Annotated in this window: 14 protein-coding genes and 4 tRNA genes; 5 read left to right on the forward strand and 13 right to left on the reverse strand. The window is 59.0% G+C overall.

Annotated features, from left to right (window positions below; genetic code table 11):
- Positions 1-41 precede the first annotated feature (41 nt).
- The 9 genes from hupB to E8F20_RS13860 all read right to left on the reverse strand — a co-directional run bounded on the left by hupB (position 42) and on the right by E8F20_RS13860 (position 7179).
- Entirely contained in the window at positions 42-314 is a 273-nt protein-coding gene (gene hupB, locus E8F20_RS13820; RefSeq protein ID WP_003087931.1) for a nucleoid-associated protein HU-beta, read from the reverse strand.
- Between the two features lie 135 nt (positions 315-449).
- A complete protein-coding gene (gene lon, locus E8F20_RS13825) occupies positions 450-2846 on the reverse strand; it encodes an endopeptidase La (protein WP_280284210.1) in 2397 nt (798 codons plus the stop codon).
- 133 nt (positions 2847-2979) lie between these two features.
- A complete protein-coding gene (gene clpX, locus E8F20_RS13830) occupies positions 2980-4260 on the reverse strand; it encodes an ATP-dependent Clp protease ATP-binding subunit ClpX (protein ID WP_028627763.1) in 1281 nt (426 codons plus the stop codon).
- A gap of 109 nt (positions 4261-4369) precedes the next feature.
- Positions 4370-5011 (reverse strand): ATP-dependent Clp endopeptidase proteolytic subunit ClpP, encoded by a 642-nt coding sequence (gene clpP, locus E8F20_RS13835; RefSeq protein ID WP_028627764.1) that lies wholly within the window; start codon positions 5009-5011, stop codon positions 4370-4372.
- Between the two features lie 96 nt (positions 5012-5107).
- On the reverse strand, positions 5108-6418 hold the full coding sequence (tig, locus tag E8F20_RS13840; RefSeq protein ID WP_280284211.1) for a trigger factor: 1311 nt from the start codon (positions 6416-6418) through the stop codon (positions 5108-5110).
- Between the two features lie 241 nt (positions 6419-6659).
- Positions 6660-6735, reverse strand: a tRNA-His gene (locus tag E8F20_RS13845).
- 116 nt (positions 6736-6851) lie between these two features.
- Positions 6852-6936, reverse strand: a tRNA-Leu gene (locus tag E8F20_RS13850).
- A gap of 56 nt (positions 6937-6992) precedes the next feature.
- Positions 6993-7068, reverse strand: a tRNA-His gene (locus E8F20_RS13855).
- Positions 7069-7102: 34 nt separating this feature from the next.
- Positions 7103-7179 (reverse strand) — tRNA-Arg (locus E8F20_RS13860).
- Positions 7180-7442: 263 nt separating this feature from the next.
- On the opposite strand from E8F20_RS13860, the gene folD reads away from it, so the two are divergent.
- Complete coding sequence (folD, locus tag E8F20_RS13865; RefSeq protein ID WP_280284212.1) at positions 7443-8297, forward strand: bifunctional methylenetetrahydrofolate dehydrogenase/methenyltetrahydrofolate cyclohydrolase FolD; 855 nt, start codon at positions 7443-7445, stop codon at positions 8295-8297.
- 67 nt (positions 8298-8364) lie between these two features.
- Here folD and cysS read toward each other — a convergent pair whose 3' ends face one another.
- Positions 8365-9750 (reverse strand): cysteine--tRNA ligase, encoded by a 1386-nt coding sequence (gene cysS, locus E8F20_RS13870; RefSeq protein WP_280284213.1) that lies wholly within the window; start codon positions 9748-9750, stop codon positions 8365-8367.
- Positions 9750-11417, reverse strand: coding sequence for a glutamine--tRNA ligase/YqeY domain fusion protein (locus E8F20_RS13875; protein WP_280284214.1), 1668 nt, complete (start codon positions 11415-11417; stop codon positions 9750-9752). The genes cysS and E8F20_RS13875 overlap by 1 nt, the downstream gene beginning before the upstream one ends.
- 122 nt (positions 11418-11539) lie before the next feature.
- On the opposite strand from E8F20_RS13875, the gene E8F20_RS13880 reads away from it, so the two are divergent.
- From E8F20_RS13880 to E8F20_RS13890, 3 genes are all read left to right on the forward strand, one after another.
- Complete coding sequence (locus E8F20_RS13880) at positions 11540-12034, forward strand: peptidylprolyl isomerase (RefSeq protein WP_280284215.1); 495 nt, start codon at positions 11540-11542, stop codon at positions 12032-12034.
- Positions 12031-12753 carry a UDP-2,3-diacylglucosamine diphosphatase gene (gene lpxH, locus E8F20_RS13885; protein ID WP_280284216.1) on the forward strand — a complete coding sequence of 241 codons (723 nt, stop codon included), beginning with the start codon at positions 12031-12033 and terminating at the stop codon, positions 12751-12753. Before E8F20_RS13880 ends, lpxH begins: the two co-directional genes overlap by 4 nt.
- A gap of 102 nt (positions 12754-12855) precedes the next feature.
- Positions 12856-14196 (forward strand): SPFH domain-containing protein, encoded by a 1341-nt coding sequence (locus E8F20_RS13890; RefSeq protein WP_280284217.1) that lies wholly within the window; start codon positions 12856-12858, stop codon positions 14194-14196.
- 47 nt (positions 14197-14243) lie between these two features.
- Here the strand turns inward: E8F20_RS13890 and miaE are convergent, their stop codons facing one another.
- Positions 14244-14846 (reverse strand): tRNA isopentenyl-2-thiomethyl-A-37 hydroxylase MiaE, encoded by a 603-nt coding sequence (miaE, locus tag E8F20_RS13895; protein ID WP_280284218.1) that lies wholly within the window; start codon positions 14844-14846, stop codon positions 14244-14246.
- 174 nt (positions 14847-15020) lie between these two features.
- Between miaE and E8F20_RS13900 the strand changes: the two genes are divergently transcribed.
- On the forward strand, positions 15021-15884 hold the full coding sequence (locus tag E8F20_RS13900; RefSeq protein WP_280284219.1) for a universal stress protein: 864 nt from the start codon (positions 15021-15023) through the stop codon (positions 15882-15884).
- Between the two features lie 48 nt (positions 15885-15932).
- On the opposite strand, the gene E8F20_RS13905 is transcribed toward E8F20_RS13900, so the two are convergent.
- A complete protein-coding gene (locus tag E8F20_RS13905) occupies positions 15933-16409 on the reverse strand; it encodes a DUF1289 domain-containing protein (protein ID WP_280284220.1) in 477 nt (158 codons plus the stop codon).
- Positions 16410-16485 lie beyond the last annotated feature (76 nt).

The following is a 16485-nucleotide window of genomic DNA, read 5'->3' on the forward strand; positions in this document are numbered from 1 at the left end:
CCAGGCTTGCCCGGCCCGGTCGGGCAAAGCCCGAAAGACGCTTAGTTGACGGCGTCTTTCAGAGCTTTGCCGGCCTTGAAGCCAGGGATCTTGGCAGCAGCAATCTTGATCGGCTTGCCGGTCTGCGGGTTGCGGCCAGTACGAGCGGCACGCTCTTTAACTGCGAAAGTACCGAAGCCAACCAGGACCACGGAGTCACCAGCCTTCAGAGCGCCAGTAACGGATTCGATAACTGCGTCCAGCGCGCGGCCAGCTACAGCTTTCGGGATGTCAGCAGATGCGGCGATAGCATCAATCAGTTCCGACTTGTTCACTCTTAAGTCCCCTTATTTCTGTTGAGTTGTTTCTTAGTTGTTTGGTGTAAGCAAAGCGGGTGCTGGTTGGCCTGCTAACACATAAGAGCCGCTTTATAACAAGGGCTCTAAAAATGTGTCAAGGAAGCCCCCCGGCTAATGCGTGCTGATTCGCTCCTTGGAATCAGTCTCGCGTTTGTCATCCTTTGCAACCATCTCCGGAGCCGCATCGGGCAAGGGCTCCGGGGCGTATTGCAGCGCAATTTGCAGGACCTCGTCAATCCATTTAACTGGTTTAATCGCCAAGTCTTGCTTGATATTCTCGGGAATTTCTTTCAGATCGCGCACATTCTCTTCGGGAATGATCACGGTCTTGATTCCACCACGATGTGCGGCCAGCAATTTCTCTTTCAGACCGCCAATCGCCAGTACCTGACCCCGCAGTGTAATTTCCCCGGTCATAGCCACATCAGCACGAACCGGAATCTGCGTCATGGCCGAAACCAACGCAGTGCACATGCCGATACCAGCGCTGGGGCCATCCTTCGGAGTAGCGCCCTCGGGCATGTGGATGTGGATATCCCGTTTCTCGTGGAAGTCCGCCTGAATACCCAGGCTCTTCGCCCGGCTACGCACCACGGTAAGAGCTGCCGTAATGGATTCTGCCATCACGTCACCCAGCGAACCGGTCTTGGTCAGTTGCCCCTTTCCAGGAACGACTGCTGCCTCGATGGTCAGCAATTCGCCACCAACCTGAGTCCACGCCAGCCCAGTTACCTGACCAATCTGATCCTGCTGCTCGGCCAGACCGTAGCGATATTTACGCACGCCAAGGAAGTGCTCCAGCGATTCGGCGGTGACCTGCACGGCGAAGCGTTTCTCGCGAGCGTGTTCCTTCACAGCCTTGCGGCAGACCTTGGCGAGCTGACGCTCAAGGCTGCGTACACCGGCTTCTCGGGTGTAGTAACGAATGATGTCGCGAATGGCCTCTTCGTCGAACTCCAACTCACCCTTCTTCAGGCCGTTTGCCTTGGTCTGTTTGGGTGCGAGGTACTTGACGGCGATGTTGACCTTCTCGTCTTCGGTGTAACCAGGCAGTCGAATCACTTCCATACGATCCAGCAGCGGTGCCGGAATGTTCATGGAGTTGGCAGTGCACAGGAACATCACGTCCGAGAGGTCGTAGTCGACTTCCAGGTAGTGGTCGTTGAAATTGTGGTTCTGCTCGGGATCAAGCACTTCCAGCAGCGCAGACGCAGGATCACCGCGCATGTCGCTGCCCATCTTGTCGATCTCGTCGAGCAGGAAAAGCGGGTTGCGCACACCGACCTTGGTCATCTTCTGGATTAAACGACCGGGCATGGAACCAATGTAGGTACGACGATGACCGCGAATCTCGGCCTCGTCACGTACGCCGCCGAGGGCCATGCGCACGAACTTGCGATTGGTGGCACGTGCAATAGACTCGGCCAGCGAGGTCTTGCCGACACCGGGCGGGCCCACCAGGCAGAGAACTGGCCCCTTGACCTTCTTCACGCGCTTCTGCACGGCGAGGTATTCAAGGATACGCTCCTTGACCTCCTCCAGGCCGTAATGATCAGCGTCGAGGATATCCTCGGCTTTGGCCAGATCCAGTCGAACCTTGCTTTCGGCCTTCCATGGGACATTGACCAGCCAATCGATATAGGAGCGCACCACAGTCGCTTCGGCGGACATTGGCGACATTTGCTTCAGCTTGTTCAGCTCGGCATTAGCCTTGGCAAGCGCCTCTTTGGTCAACCCAGCGTTGTCGATGCGTTTTTTCAACTCCTCGACTTCGTTGTGGCCTTCATCGATGTCGCCCAGCTCTTTCTGAATAGCCTTCATCTGCTCATTCAGGTAGTACTCGCGCTGGCTACGCTCCATCTGCTTCTTGACGCGGCCACGAATACGTTTCTCGACCTGCAGCAGATCGATCTCGGCATCCAGCAGCGCCAAGACATGCTCGACACGCTCGGAAAGGTCGGTCAGTTCGAGGATTTCCTGCTTCTGCTCGATCTTCAGCGCCATGTGGGCAGCCATGGTGTCCACAAGGCGACCCGGCTCATCGATGCTGTTCAGCGACGAAAGCACCTCGGACGGGACTTTCTTGCCCAATTGAACGTACTGTTCGAACTGGCTGAGCAAACTGCGGATAAATACTTCAGATTCGCGCTCGCCTGCATCGACTTCGTCGACCAGGCTGACTTCGGCGCGGCAATGACCGTCAACTTCGATGAAACGCTCGATGGCGCCCCGCTGCTCGCCCTCAACCAGCACTTTCACTGTGCCATCGGGTAGCTTCAAGAGTTGCAGAACGGTGGCGACAGTACCCATGCGATACAGGGCATCTTCGCCCGGATCATCGTCGGCCGGGTTCTTCTGGGCAACCAGGAGGATCTGCTTGTCCCCCGTCATCGCAGCTTCGAGAGCCTCGATGGATTTCTCACGCCCCACGAAAAGGGGAATGACCATGTGCGGATAGACCACGACATCGCGCAATGGCAGGAGAGGTAATTCGGCAGTCGTATTCATGGTATCAGCTCTACGGCGGCCCTTGGGCCGTAAACAGATGGGAAAACCCTTGGCCCTAAGATGGGGTTAGGCCCGGGAAAAAACAAGCTTTAAGGCAGTAAATACAAAGGGGCCCGTAGGCCCCTTTGTTTCATCAAGCGTCAGGCGCCGCCTTGGCAGGCTGCTCGTTGTTCTCGTAGATCAACAGAGGCTTGGACGATCCTTCGATGACACTTTCGTCGATGACTACCTTGCTTACATCTGTTTGAGAGGGAATCTCATACATGGTGTCGAGCAGGATACCTTCGAGGATGGAGCGTAGGCCGCGTGCACCGGTTTTACGCTCCAGCGCCCGATGGGCAACGGCTTTGAGCGCATCCGGGCGGAACTCGAGGTCCACTCCTTCCATTTCGAACAGTTTGGCGTATTGCTTGGTCAGCGCGTTCTTCGGCTCGGTGAGGATCTGCATCAGCGCAGCCTCATCCAGTTCGTCGAGGGTGGCAATGACCGGCAGTCGACCTACGAACTCCGGAATCAGGCCGAACTTCACAAGGTCCTCCGGCTCGACTTCACGGAGGGCTTCGCCCACCTTCTTGCCCAGATCCTTGCTGCGGACTTCGGCATTGAAACCGATACCACCTCTGGTCGAACGGTTCTGGATCACTTTTTCCAGGCCAGCAAACGCACCACCGCAGATGAACAGTATGTTGCGGGTATCAACCTGCAGGAATTCCTGTTGCGGATGCTTGCGACCGCCTTGCGGCGGAACCGAGGCGACGGTGCCTTCGATCAGCTTCAGCAGGGCCTGCTGCACACCCTCGCCCGATACGTCGCGGGTGATGGAGGGGTTGTCCGACTTGCGGGAAATCTTGTCGATCTCGTCGATATAGACGATACCCATCTGGGCCTTCTCTACATCGTAATCGCACTTCTGCAGCAGCTTCTGGATGATGTTCTCAACGTCTTCGCCAACGTAACCCGCCTCTGTGAGGGTAGTGGCATCAGCGATGGTGAAGGGTACGTTAAGCAGGCGAGCCAGGGTTTCAGCCAGCAGCGTCTTGCCCGAGCCGGTGGGCCCGATCAGCAGAATGTTGCTCTTGCCCAGTTCGACGTCATCTTTCTTGTCGCGCTGGTTCAGACGCTTGTAGTGGTTGTACACCGCTACCGCGAGAACCTTCTTCGCGCGCTCCTGACCAATCACGTATTGGTCGAGGATGGTGCGAATTTCCTTGGGCGCGGGCAGTTTGTGCGCACTGCTCTCGGCCTGGGCTTCCTGCACCTCCTCACGGATGATGTCGTTGCACAGGTCGACGCACTCGTCGCAGATAAATACGGAGGGACCGGCAATCAGTTTGCGTACTTCGTGCTGGCTTTTGCCGCAGAAAGAGCAATAAAGCAGTTTGCCGTTGTCCTCGCCGTTGCGGGTGTCAGTCATTCGATCGATCCAATCGGGTAGGCTTGAAACACAAGATGAAGGCAAATGCGGGCATTTTCAACCCCGCGAAACGGCCGGATATTCTCCGGCCGCAGTCTTGCGGATGGGCTTAGCCCACGAGCTGGCGCTTGCTGAGCACCTGATCGATCAGGCCGTATTTGACTGCCTCGTCACCACTCATGAAATTGTCGCGGTCGGTATCGCGCGCGATCACGTCAATCGGCTGACCAGTGTGGTCGGCCAGGATCTTGTTCAGGCGCTCGCGAATGGTGAGTATCTCTCGGGCATGAATCTCGATGTCCGAGGCCTGCCCCTGGAAACCGCCCAACGGCTGGTGAATCATCATGCGCGAATGCGGCAGGCAGAAACGCTTGCCCGCAGCACCACCAGCCAGCAGCAGGGCTCCCATACTGCACGCCTGACCAATGCAAAGGGTTGAAACGTCGGGTTTGATGAACTGCATGGTGTCGTAGATCGACATACCGGCAGTCACCGAGCCACCCGGGGAGTTGATGTAGAGCTGAATGTCCTTGTCAGGGTTCTCGGCCTCGAGGAAAAGCAGCTGCGCCACCACCAGATTGGCCATGTAGTCTTCTACGGGGCCCACCAGGAAGATCACGCGCTCCTTCAACAGGCGCGAATAAATGTCATAAGCACGTTCGCCACGGGCGGACTGCTCGATCACCATCGGCACCAGACCGCCAGCGGCTTGGATGTCAGGCATTTGCTGCACGAAAGAATTGCGGGACATGTCCTGCGATCACTCCCTAATTAGATAGTCATGTCTCAAAGACGCATAAGCCAGCTCGGAGGCTGGCTTATGGTGTATTCGAAGGAGGCGGAACGATCAGTCGGCTTTCGGAGCTTCTGCCGGCTTGACTGCCTCTTCGTAGGAAACCGACGTGTCGGTCACTTTGGCCTTCTGCAGGACAGTATCTACAACTTGCTCTTCCAGCACAACCGAACGGACTTCGTTCAGTTGCTGGTCGTTCTTGTAGTACCAGGCCACGACTTGCTCAGGCTCCTGATAGGCGGAGGCCATCTCTTCGATCAGCTCGCGCACGCGAGCTTCGTCCGGCTTCAGCTCGAACTGCTTGACCACTTCGGCCACGATCAGGCCCAGGACCACGCGGCGCTTGGCTTGCTCTTCGAACAGCTCAGCCGGCAGTTGCTCGGGGTTGATGTTGCCACCGAACTGCTGAACAGCCTGGACGCGCAGACGATTCACTTCGTTGCCGATCAGGGCCTTCGGCACTTCAACGGCGTTGGCAGCCAGCAGACCGTCCATCACCTGGTTCTTCACCTTGGACTTGGTGGCCTGACGCAGCTCACGCTCCATGTTCTTGCGAACTTCGGCGCGGAAGCCTTCCAGACCACCTTCCTTGATGCCGAACAGGGAGAAGAACTCATCGTTCAACTCAGGCAGTTGAGGAGCGGAAACACTGTTCACGGTCACGGTGAACTCTGCAGTCTTACCAGCCAGGTCCAGGTTCTGGTAGTCAGCCGGGAAGGTCGGATTGATCACACGCTCTTCACCGGCCTTGACGCCAACCAGAGCCTCTTCGAAGCCCGGAATCATGCGACCGGAACCCAGCACCAGCAGGGTGCCTTTGGCGGAGCCGCCAGCAAAGGCCTCACCGTCAACCTTACCGACGAAATCGATGTTCAGTTGATCACCGTTCTCGGCGGCGCGCTCAACAGCCTCGAAACGGGTGTTCTGCTTGCGCAGGATGTCCAGCATGTTGTCGACATCAGCGTCGCCAACCTCAGCCTGCAGGCGTTCGATGGCGATCTCTTCGAAACCGGCAACCTTGAATTCGGGGAACACTTCGAAAGTGGCGATGAACTCAAGATCCTTGCCCTTCTCGAACACTTTAGGCTCGACAGACGGGGCACCGGCCGGATTCAGCTTCTGCTCGACAACAGCTTCATAGAAGGAAGACTGGATCAGGTCGCCCAGGACTTCCTGACGAGCGGAGTCCTCGAAGCGCTGACGAATGACGCTCATCGGCACTTTGCCCGGACGGAAACCGGCAACCTTGGCGCGGCGGGCAGTCTGCTGCAGGCGCTTGGTCACTTCGTTCTCGACGCGCTCGGCCGGCACGCCGATGGTCATGCGGCGCTCAAGAGCGGAGGTGCTTTCTACAGAAACTTGCATGGATAATCCTCGTTGCACAGACATAAGCCGGCCGTTCCGGCCCCAGAATCAAGGGCATGCATTCTAGTGGCTCGATTTACAGAAGTCACCCGCCAGAAACAGCCGGAAAATTGAAGAGAGAGAAGAAAGGAATTCGCGATGCTTCGCGAGGGCGGGCAGTGCCCCGACTCCACACTGCGTCGGGGGCGCCTCGATCCGGAAATGAAAACGCCAGGCACTGAGCCTGGCGTCTTCATGAATATGGGGTGGACGATGGGAATCGAACCCACGACACCAGGAGCCACAATCCTGTGCTCTACCAACTGAGCTACGCCCACCATATCGCGCATTCACTGATTTTCATCAGCAACGGTAGCCACTGGGGCCACCGTTTTACAACCAGAATCGCCAAGAACCCGCGGAGCATCCACTATTCAGCACGACTCGAACATCATGGTGCGGACGGAGAGACTCGAACTCTCACGCCTTGCGGCGCTGGAACCTAAATCCAGTGTGTCTACCAATTCCACCACGTCCGCAGAGACAACACTTGAAACGAAAACGCCAGGCACGTTGCCTGGCGCTCTCTGGAATATGGGGTGGACGATGGGAATCGAACCCACGACACCAGGAGCCACAATCCTGTGCTCTACCAACTGAGCTACGCCCACCATATTACGCATTGCTTGAGCCAAATGTGCCAAATGGCACGCCCGGCAGGACTCGAACCTGCGACCATCCGCTTAGAAGGCGGATGCTCTATCCAGCTGAGCTACGGGCGCTTATATCTGCGAGCAGACTATAAAGCTTCGGCCAAGACCGAATCACTTGGATTCGTCTTTACCGTCTTACCCAGCGACAGGCTGTGCTCGACAAGCGGGGCGCATCTTATAGCCAGCCCTACCCCTCGTCAACTGGAAAATTGAAAAAAATCAGAAAGATATAAGCGTCAGGACAAAATGCCGACCGCCCGCCTTTGCCCGCCCGCCCCTCCATGCGAGAATACGCGCCCTTTTTAGCCCTTCCCGATGGTTAATCTAGCGTCATGACCGCACAACTGATCGACGGCAAAACGATCGCCGCCCGCCTCCGCCAGCAGATAGCCCTACGTGTCGCCGAGCGTCGCCAGCAAGGACTTCGCGTCCCCGGCCTCGCAGTGATCCTGGTCGGCAGCGATCCCGCCTCCCAGGTCTATGTCGCCCACAAGCGCAAGGATTGCGAGGAAGTCGGCTTTCTGTCGCAGGCCCATGACTTGCCCGCCAGCACCAGCCAGGCTGAGCTGCTGGCCCTGATCGATCGCCTCAATGAAGACCCGGCGATCGACGGCATCCTGGTTCAGCTACCGCTGCCGGAACACCTGGACGCCTCGCAGCTGCTAGAGCGCATCCACCCCGACAAGGACGTGGACGGTTTCCACCCTTACAACGTCGGCCGCCTGGCCCAACGCATCCCCCTGCTTCGCCCCTGCACTCCCAAGGGCATCATGACCCTCCTGGAAAGCACCGGCGCCGACCTCTACGGCATGAACGCCGTTGTTGTGGGCGCCTCCAACATCGTCGGCCGCCCCATGACCCTCGAACTTCTGCTCGCTGGCTGCACCGTAACGGTTACACACCGATTCACCAAGGATCTAGCCGGCCACGTAGCCAACGCAGACCTGGTGGTAGTGGCCGCCGGCAAGCCCGGCCTGGTGAAAGGCGAGTGGATCAAGCCCGGCGCGATCGTCATCGATGTCGGCATCAATCGCCAGGACGATGGCAAGCTGGTGGGGGACGTGGAATATGATGTAGCCGAACAGCGCGCCAGCTGGATCACTCCGGTCCCAGGCGGCGTCGGCCCCATGACTCGCGCCTGCCTGCTGGAAAACACTCTCTACGCCGCCGAAACGCTTCACGCGTAAGACACCAGCCAATAGAAAAGGCCGCATCAAGCGGCCTTTTCTATTGGGCGAATCCGATTGAGTCGACTCAGTCAGCGAGGCGCCAAGTGGTACCACCCTTCCCATCTTCCAGCACTACACCCATGGCGCTCAGCTGGTCGCGGACGCGGTCGGATTCGGCCCAATTCTTCTCCGCACGCGCCTGCAGACGCGCCTGAATCAGCCTTTCGACCTCAGCAGCGTCCACCTTGCCTTCAGCACCTGCGCGCAGGAAGGCGTCCGGCTCCAGCTGCAGAACACCGAGCAATCCCCCCAATGTCTTGAGCTGCGCTGCCAGGGCAGCAGCAGCCCGCAGATCGCTATCACGCAGGCGATTCACCTCACGCACCATCTCGAAGAGCACCGCACAGGCTTCCGGACTGTTGAAGTCATCGTCCATAGCTGCCGCAAATCGCTCGATGAAAGCCTCGCCACCTGCCGGAGGCGCATCGGGCAGCCCCCGCAGAGCATGGTAGAAACGCTCGAGGGCGCCCTTGGCTTCCTTGAGACTCTCTTCGGAGTAGTTGATCGGGCTGCGGTAGTGGCTGGACACCAGCAGGTAGCGCACTACCTCGGGATGGTACTTTTCCAGCACCTCGCGAATGGTGAAGAAATTGCCCAGGGACTTGGACATCTTCTCACCATCCACCCGCACAGCCCCCGCATGCATCCAGGCATTGGCATAGAGCTTGCCGGTGGCCGCCTCACTCTGGGCAATCTCGTTTTCGTGATGCGGGAATACCAAGTCCGGACCACCGCCGTGTATGTCAAAGGTCTCGCCCAGGCAGCAGGTGGACATAACCGAGCACTCAATGTGCCAACCCGGGCGACCGGGACCCCAGGGCGATTCCCAACTAGGTTCACCAGGCTTGGCGCCTTTCCAGAGCACGAAATCCAGTGGATCTTCCTTGGCTTCATCCACTTCGATTCGGGCACCGATGCGCAGATCTTCAATCTTCTTGCGCGAGAGCTTTCCGTAACCGACGAACTTACCGACCCGGTAGTAGACATCGCCATTACCCGGGGCATAGGCGAAACCCTTGTCGATCAGCGCCTGGATCATCTCGTGCATGCCAGCGATATGGCCAGTGGCACGCGGCTCCATGTCCGGACGCAGCACCGACAGACGCGCCTCATCCTCATGCATCGCGGAGATCATGCGCTCCACCAGCGCCTCGAATGGCTCGCCATTTTCATTGGCGCGACGAATGATCTTGTCGTCGATGTCGGTGATGTTGCGCACGTAGGTAAGGTCGTAACCTCGATGACGCAGCCAGCGCGCCACCACGTCGAAAGCCACCATCACACGAGCGTGGCCGATATGGCAGAAGTCATAGACCGTCATGCCGCAGACATACATGCGAACCTGATTGCCGACCAGCGGCTTCAACGGTTCCTTGATCTTGCTCAGAGTGTTGTAGATCGACAGCGTCATCATTGGCCCCAGGAGTCACGCAGGGTCACGGTACGGTTGAAAACAGGCTTGCCGGGACGGGAGTCCTTCAGGTCGGCGCAGAAATAGCCCTCACGCTCGAACTGGAAGCGATCCTCAGGCATTGCCTGGACCAGGGACGGCTCAGCACGGCAACCGGTCAACACCTGCAGGGAATCCGGGTTGATGTTGTCGAGGAAGCTACCACCCTCTTCCGACTTCTCCGGGTTCGACGAACGGAACAGGCGATCGTACAGACGCACTTCGCACTCCACACTGCCTTCAGCCGGAACCCAATGGATCACACCCTTGACCTTGCGACCTTCGGGGTTCTTCCCAAGAGTGTCCGGGTCATAGGAGCAGCGCAACTCAACGATACTACCGTCAGCACCCCTGATCGCCTCGTCAGCGCGGATCACATAGCTGCCACGAAGGCGTACTTCGCCGCCAGGGATCAAGCGTTTGTAACCGGCCGGCGGGACTTCCTCGAAGTCACCGGCATCGATGTACAGCTCGCGGGAGAACGGCAGGACGCGCACGCCCATGTCTTCCTTCGGATGGCGCGGCAACTCAAGGTTCTCAACCTGGCCTTCCGGGTAGTTGGTGATGACCACTTTCAGGGGCTTCAGCACGCACATCGCACGCGGTGCGGTGGCGTCGAGGTGATCGCGGATGCTGAACTCCAGCATGCCAATATCCACTACGCCACTGGCACGGTTCACGCCGATCATCTCGCAGAAGTTGCGGATGGACTCCGGGGTGTAGCCGCGGCGACGGTAGCCGGACAGGGTCGACATGCGCGGGTCGTCCCAAGCGCTGACGTGACCTTCATCAACCAGTTGCTTGAGCTTGCGCTTGCTGGTGATGGTGTAGTTCAGGTTAAGGCGCGAAAACTCGTACTGGCGAGGCTGGGCCGGGACCGAGAGATGCTCCAGGAACCATTCGTAGAGCGGGCGGTGATCCTCGAATTCCAGGGTGCAGATGGAATGAGTGATGCCCTCGATGGCGTCCGACTGACCGTGAGTGAAGTCATAGCTCGGGTAGATGCACCACTTGTCGCCAGTCTGGTGATGGTGGGCATGGCGGATACGATAGAGGATCGGATCGCGCAGGTTCATGTTCGGCGAAGTCATGTCGATCTTCGCGCGCAGGGAACGGGTGCCATCCGGGAACTCACCGGCCTTCATACGGGCGAACAGGTCCAGGTTCTCCTCAACCGAACGATCACGGAAGGGGCTGTTCCTGCCCGGTTCGGTCAGGCTGCCGCGGAACTCGCGCGCCTCTTCCGGCGACAGGTCGCAAACGAACGCCTTGCCGGCCTTGATCAACTCGACGGCCCAGTCGTGCAGTTGGTCGAAATAATTGGAGGCGTAACGCACCTCGCCGACCCAATCGAAGCCCAGCCACTTCACATCGCTTTCGATGGCGTCGATGTACTCCTGGTCTTCCTTGGCCGGGTTGGTGTCATCGAAGCGCAGATGGCAATCACCGCCGAACTCCTTGGCCAGGCCGAAGTTCAGACAGATCGACTTGGCATGACCGATATGCAGGTAGCCGTTGGGCTCCGGCGGAAAGCGGGTGACGATCTTGGTGTGCTTGCCGGCGTCCAGATCCGCCTGGACGATCTGGCGCAGGAAGTTGGAAGCGGCGGGAGTCTCTGGCTTGCTCATGGGGTCCTTACATCTAGCTGGTGCGCGGCTCAGGGTAGGCCGGCCAAATCAAAGCGCTTATCATAGCCGAAGCTGTCAATCCCCTGACAGGCCTTGGATTTCTCGATAGAGCGAATAGCCAAATGATCAAGCTGCATACCAACCACGGCGTCATCACCCTGCAACTCTTTGAAGACAAAGCCCCGGATACCGTGGCCAACTTCAAGGAGTACGTGAAGGCCGGCCATTACGACGGCACCATCTTCCACCGCGTGATCGGCAACTTCATGATCCAGGGCGGTGGGTTCGAGCCGGGCATGAAGCAGAAGTCCACCCGTGCCCCGATCAAGAACGAGGCCAACAACGGTCTGTCCAACAAGGTCGGCACCGTCGCCATGGCCCGCACCATGGAGCCGCACTCGGCATCCGCGCAGTTCTTCATCAACGTCGCCGACAACACCTTCCTGAACCACAGCGCGCCGACCGTCCAGGGTTGGGGCTATGCCGTGTTCGGCGAAGTAGCCGAAGGCATGGACGTGGTGAACAAGATCAAAGCCGTGGCCACCACCATGAAGTCCGGCCACCAAGACGTTCCGGTTGATGACGTGATCATCGAGAAGGCCGAGATCATCGAGTGATATTGCTGATCTCCGATCTGCATCTTGAAGAGGAACGCCCGGACATCACCCGGGCGTTTCTTTCTTTCCTGCAGACCCGCGCCCCGCGCGCTGAAGCTCTATACATACTCGGCGACTTTTTCGAAGCCTGGATCGGGGACGATGCCATGACACCGTTCCAGCACGCCATCGCCCAGGCGCTGCGCACGCTGGCCGATGGCGGTACGCGCATCTACGTGATGCATGGCAATCGCGACTTCATGATCGGCAATGACTTCTGTCGCGAAGCAGGATGCACCCTGCTACCGGACCCGAGCCTGGTACAGATGAATGGCGAGCCGGTGCTGCTGATGCATGGCGACAGCCTGTGCACCCAGGACAAAGCCTACATGCGCTTGCGCCGGTGGCTGCGCAATCCCGTGACCCTGTTTATCCTGCGCCACTTGCCGCTGACCACCCGCCATAAGCTCGCACGCAAGTTGCGCAAGGAAAGTCGGATGCAAACCCGCCAGAAAGCTGCGGAAATCACCGACGTCACCCCTGGAGAAATCCCGCGCATCCTTCGCCAATATGGCGTCAGGACTCTGATCCACGGCCACACTCACCGCCCGGACGTCCACGAACTGGACCTTGACGGTCAATCCGCCCGACGCATCGTCCTGGGGGACTGGGACCGACAAGGCTGGGCGCTGCAGGTAGACGAGCATGGATTCCTGCAGACCCCATTCAACCTCGTCTGACATTTCCTGCGAGATGTTCCTCGCAGGCCGACTCGCCGCCTCTTGACGGGGTGGCCATCGGCCAGCAGCATCGCCGCTCCGATTCAACGTCAAGGAGCGACCATGCCTCTTACCAAGGCACAACTCATCAAATACGCGGGCGGCCCCGTCGTCCTCGCCACCCTCGCCTTCGCCCTCTTCAACGGCATCTTCTTTTATAACGAGGCCGGCTTCTCCACTCACGTGCGAACCATCTTCGGCGAGGAAAAGGTAGTCGATGACGTCGGCTACGCCACCAAGTGGTTCGGCCGCGCAACGGCCTGGAAGAAAGCACTTAGCGTGCAGTCGGTGTTGACCGAGGCACTCCAGAAAAGCCGCAACGACGACAGCGATAACGATTCTCTCGGCGCCACCATCGAAGCCTTCCCGATCGTCTTCCTTGGCAACGTCGACGCCAAGGTGGAGTCCTCCGCACGCTTCCGCCTGCCCGGCGGCGACCAGTTCCTGAGAATTGCCCAGGAATACCGCAATCCCGAGAACTTCATCGGCACCGCACTGGTACCTGCCATCAAGGAAACCCTGCAAGCCACGGCGTCCTTGATGAGTGCCGACGACTTTTACGCGGGTGCGCGCAGCGAGTTCGCCGCCGAGTTCGAAAACCAGCTCAACGACGGCCTCTACCTGATCAAACGCAAGGAAGTCCGCGCCCCCCGTGGCGCCATGCCTCACCAGACGGCCATCCTTCAGGCTGGCACCGAGCAAGGTGCCTTCGGCGACAACAGCGCCAGCCAGTTCGTCACCGAGAAGGTCACCGATACCAAAGGCATTCCCGTCCGCAAGCAACAGCAGTTCCGCAAATACGGCGTGGAAGTGGTGGAAGCGCGGATCACCAACGTCGACCCCAACCCGCAGTACAAGCAACGCATGGTCAAGGTGCAGCAGGCCCTCGCCGAACTCGCCGTGGCCCGGCAGAACCGCCTGAAGGAAGAGGAAGAGAAACTGCTGGTTACCGCGCGCGGCGAGAAGGAAGTCGAAGCACGCCGCCAGGAAACCCTGCGCGACCAGATCGAGCGCACCACCCAGGCGGAAACCGAGAAGCAACTCGCGATCATCAACGCCGAAAGGGAAAAAGGCCGCGCCGAAATCGAGAAGCAGACTGCAGAGCTATTGCGCGACAAGGCCTCCATCACCGCCGACGCCACCAAGATCACCGCCGACGCTGAAGCCTATGCCCGCGAAGCCGTCATCAAGGCGGACGGCGCATTGCAACCCAAGCTGGATGCGCTGATTGCGATCAACAAGGTCTGGGCCGAAGCCGCCGCCCAAGCACCAGTGCCCAGCGTCATGATGGCCGGCGGGCAGACCTCCGCCAGCAGCCGACAGGACGAGATCGGCCAACTGATGGGCGTGCTCGCCACCAAAGCCGCCCGAGACCTGGCCCTGGACATGAAGGTCAAGGATTAGAACCCAACCGAACGAAAGCGCCCACCCGGGCGCTTTTTGTAGGTCGGTCAGGCCGGCACGCCACTGTGGAAGCGGAACTCCTCGTCCGTCGACTCGATCAGCTCCCGCTCCGCCGCCCTCACTTTCTCGATGGTGCGATCAACGTCCTGAGTCTCGCCGTACTGGTAGGCCAGCTTCAGATAGCCTTGGTAGTGACGGGATTCGCTTTTCAGCAAGCCACCATAGAACTTGCCCAGTTCCTCATCCAGATGCGGCACCAAGGCTTCGAAACGCTCGCAGGACCGAGCCTCGATGAAGGCACCCACCACCAACGTATCCGCCAGCTTCTGAGGCTCATGACTGCGCACCAGCTTGCGCAGTCCAGAGGCGTAGCGCGACGCAGACACGGGTATGAGGTCGATCCTGCGCCTTTTCATAATGCGCAGCACCTGCTCGTGGTGTACCAGTTCCTCGCGAGCCAGTCGCGACATGAAGTTGATCAAATCCAGATGAGTCGAGTACTTGGCCATCAGCGCCATGGCCGTGGATGCCGCCTTGAACTCGTTGTTCTTGTGGTCGATCAGCAGGGTTTCCTGATCGGCCAGTGCAGCCGCTACCCAGGCATCAGGGGTACGGCAGCCAAGAAAATCATGGATATCAGGCAAGTTCACAAGTAGCTCTCATCATGCTGGGCGCCACACTGGCCGGGCTCCCGAAGGCGGAGCATTATACGAATGCAGGACTCGACGACCAGCCCGACACACTTGATATATGTCAAGAACGCAAAAGCCGAATCGGGACTACATTTGATTTGGCTATAAGCCATCGACAGGGAGATGAGGACCATGCAAGCCATTCGCAGCATTCTGGTGGTATTGGAACCGGACCGGCCGGAGGGCCTTGCCCTGAAAAGGGCAAAACTGATCGCAGGGGTGACCCAATCGCACTTGCACCTCCTGATCTGCGACCGCAAGGGCGACCACACCGACTACCTCAGCGATCTGGCCGACTCGCTCAAGGCCGAGGGCTATAGCGTCAGCACCCAGCAGAGCTGGCTGGACAGTCAGCACCTGACCATCATCGCGTCCCAGCAGGCCGAGGGCTGCGGTCTGGTGATCAAACAGCATGTGCCGGACAACCCGCTGAAGAAGGCCCTGCTCACTCCAGATGACTGGAAGCTCCTGCGCTACTGCCCAGGCCCCGTGCTGATGGTAAAGACTGACAAACCCTGGACCAACGGCAATATTCTCGCCGCGGTCGACGTGGGCAATAGCGATGGCGAGCACCGCACGCTGCACGCCACCATCGTTAGCCACGGCTACGACATCGCCGGACTCGCCCACGGCACCCTGCACGTGATCAGCGCCCACCCCTCCCCCATGCTCTCGGCGGCGGACCCAACGTTCCAGCTCAAGGAAACCATTGAAGCCCGCTACCGCGACGAATGTCGCGTTTTCCAGGCAGAGTACGACGTCAGCGACGAACGGTTGCATATCGAGGAAGGTCCGGCAGATGTACTCATCCCCCATGTCGCTCACAAACTGGAAGCAGTGGTCACGGTGATCGGCACCGTAGCCCGCTCCGGCCTTTCCGGCGCGCTGATTGGCAATACCGCTGAGGTGGTGCTGGATGCCCTGGAGAGCGATGTGCTGGTGCTCAAGCCCGAGGCCATCATCGCCCACCTGGAAGAGCTGGTCGCCCAGCGCTAACTCCACCTGAACGAAAGAGGCCGCCTGATGGCAGCTTCTTTCGTGACGTCAGACGCGAATCTCGACACCTTCGCGCAGGAAGCGCGGCGCGATGTAACGCTCGTAGTGAGCTTCGGACAGCAGGAAAAATTCCCGATCGATGGCTTCCCGCACGTCCGGCAAGGCCCAGTCGCGAAACTCGGGGAGGAGCGCGACGCCATAGGCATCCAGGCGACTGATCATGCGTGAGGCCCGCGCGATCAACTGATATGCCCAGCAATAATGGGACTGCTCGGGTACGAATCGCACCTGGTGCAGCTCCAGCTGATGACGCAGTCGCACTGGATCGAATACCTCCAGCTTGGCCGCCATCACCTGCACCAGGAGGATTTCCAGGCGCCGCCACACCGCTCGCTTCTCGTCCTCGTTGTACAGGTTCCAGTTCACCACTTCATGGTGAAAACGCTTGCAGCCCCGGCAGACATGATCGCCATAGACAGTGGAACAGAGGCCGACGCAAGGCGTCTTGATGCGCTGGTTTGACATGGTGAAGGAGCATTCGGCAGGTAAAACAGGCCAGCCATCTTAGCCCTTTGTCTAATCAGGGTCACCCTCAGTGAAT

Source organism: Pseudomonas sp. BN415 (assembly GCF_029871195.1).
In the GTDB taxonomy this organism is placed as follows: Bacteria; Pseudomonadota; Gammaproteobacteria; order Pseudomonadales; family Pseudomonadaceae; genus Metapseudomonas; species Metapseudomonas resinovorans.

What these genes read in the sequence shown, in the direction of transcription:
- lon (WP_280284210.1), bottom strand. Translation starts at nt 2,846, where the DNA reads ATGAATACGACTGCCGAATTACCTCTCCTGCCATTGCGCGATGTCGTG.
- clpX (WP_028627763.1), bottom strand. Translation starts at nt 4,260, where the DNA reads ATGACTGACACCCGCAACGGCGAGGACAACGGCAAACTGCTTTATTGC.
- clpP (WP_028627764.1), bottom strand. Translation starts at nt 5,011, where the DNA reads ATGTCCCGCAATTCTTTCGTGCAGCAAATGCCTGACATCCAAGCCGCT.
- tig (WP_280284211.1), bottom strand. Translation starts at nt 6,418, where the DNA reads ATGCAAGTTTCTGTAGAAAGCACCTCCGCTCTTGAGCGCCGCATGACC.
- folD (WP_280284212.1), top strand. Translation starts at nt 7,443, where the DNA reads ATGACCGCACAACTGATCGACGGCAAAACGATCGCCGCCCGCCTCCGC.
- cysS (WP_280284213.1), bottom strand. Translation starts at nt 9,750, where the DNA reads ATGACGCTGTCGATCTACAACACTCTGAGCAAGATCAAGGAACCGTTG.
- E8F20_RS13875 (WP_280284214.1), bottom strand. Translation starts at nt 11,417, where the DNA reads ATGAGCAAGCCAGAGACTCCCGCCGCTTCCAACTTCCTGCGCCAGATC.
- E8F20_RS13880 (WP_280284215.1), top strand. Translation starts at nt 11,540, where the DNA reads ATGATCAAGCTGCATACCAACCACGGCGTCATCACCCTGCAACTCTTT.
- E8F20_RS13890 (WP_280284217.1), top strand. Translation starts at nt 12,856, where the DNA reads ATGCCTCTTACCAAGGCACAACTCATCAAATACGCGGGCGGCCCCGTC.
- E8F20_RS13900 (WP_280284219.1), top strand. Translation starts at nt 15,021, where the DNA reads ATGCAAGCCATTCGCAGCATTCTGGTGGTATTGGAACCGGACCGGCCG.
- E8F20_RS13905 (WP_280284220.1), bottom strand. Translation starts at nt 16,409, where the DNA reads ATGTCAAACCAGCGCATCAAGACGCCTTGCGTCGGCCTCTGTTCCACT.